The 1,477-nt window shown below is 77.3% G+C and carries 1 protein-coding gene; it reads right to left on the bottom strand.

Annotation, left to right across the window (positions count from 1 at the left end):
• Positions 1-28: 28 nt before the first annotated feature.
• Positions 29-1,477: ABC transporter permease (locus tag SSOG_RS29510; protein ID WP_039938986.1), on the bottom strand; the 1,449-nt coding region annotated here is incomplete at its 5' end.

The raw sequence follows: 1,477 nt of genomic DNA, 5'->3' as shown, positions 1-1,477 counted from the left end.
CCATCTCCCGGCCCCTTCGCCGTTTCGCTCACCGCGCCCCTCCGGGCGTCTCGCGGCGCAGCGCGGCGCGGGCGGGCAGGACGGTCGCCGCGAGCCCGAGCGCCACGGCCGCGCCCACGAACCCGGCGTACGTCAGCGGCGGGACGTACGGGCCCTCGCCGGTCAGCCCGCGCGCCATCGGTACGAGCGTGGCCAAGGCGATCGCCGTGCCCAGCGCGACACCGGCCGTGGCCACCAGCAGCGCCTCCCAGCGCACCATCCCCAGCACCTGCCGCCGGGTCGACCCGATCAGGCGCAGGGTGCCCAGCTCGCGGCGGCGGTCGAGGACCGTCATCACCAGGGTGTTGACGGCGGCGACCGCGGCGAAGCCGCCGAGCACCGCGGCCATGGTGGTGTTCGACCAGGCGTTGAGGGCGCGGTCCCGGTCCTCGGCGGCCGCGTAGCCGTCCCGGCCGGTGACCCGCTCGCCGAGCCGCTTCCCGAGCGCCGCCGCGACGGCCTCGCGGTCCGCGCCCGCGTGGTCCCGTACGAGCACGTCGGCGTCGAAGGCCGACGTGACGTGGGTCGCCAGGGCCGCGCGGGGCAGGGTGATCCGGGCGATGCCCAGGCCCCGGCCGTACGTCGCGACCACCTCGGGGGCGGCCTTCGTACCGTCCGGGAGGCGGAGCCGGAGCCGGTCGCCCACGCGGACGTGCGCCGATTGCGCGAGGCTCGCGTCGACTGCCACCCGGCCCGGCCCCAGGTCCGCCAGGCGGCCGGTACGGACGTCCAGGTCCTGTACGGCGGCCAGCGCACGGCCGCTCCCGGAGACGCCCTGGGCCGTCTCGCCCTGGAGTGACGAGCCCGTCGTGACGAGCACCCCGGTGCGCAGCACGCCCACCGCCGCCGCCACGCCGGGTACGGAGGCGGCGCGGTCGGCCGTATCGGCCGGGAGACCGCCGGGTGCGGACACGATGTGGTCGGAGACGATCCCGGCGCGCCGCTGCCCGGCCATCGCATGGTCCTCGCTGGTGTGCAGGAACACGAGCGTCGAGGAGAACGCGATGGCCAGCACGATCGGGGTGATCGCGGAGGCCAGCCGCCGGGCGTTGGCCAGGGTGTTGGCCGACGCCAGGACGGCCGGGGCCGCGCCCGCGCGCAGCGGCAGTCCGATCAGCCAGGCGCACAGCCGGGCGACCAGCGGGCCGAGCAGGGCCACGGCCAGCATGAAGAGCATCACGACCCCGAGCGCGGTGTTGGCCGCGTCCTCCCCCGAGGCCGAGGCGGCGACCCCGGCCAGCACGATGCCGCCGACCAGGGCCGCCGTGCCCAGCAGGGTGCGGATCACCCCGGGGCGCAGCCGTTCGACGGCCGCCTCGCCGAGCGCCTGGCCCGGTTTGATCCGGGCCGGGCGGCGGGCGGCCATCAGGCCCGCCAGCAGCGAGCTGACCAGGCCCGCGCCGACGGCGGTGACCAGCGGAATCCAGGAGACCGCGAG

The organism is Streptomyces himastatinicus ATCC 53653 (genome assembly GCF_000158915.1).
Taxonomy (GTDB): Bacteria; Actinomycetota; Actinomycetes; order Streptomycetales; family Streptomycetaceae; genus Streptomyces; species Streptomyces himastatinicus.
The sequence above is the reverse complement of the archived record's forward strand: the minus strand, read 5'-3'. Positions and strand labels throughout refer to the sequence as shown.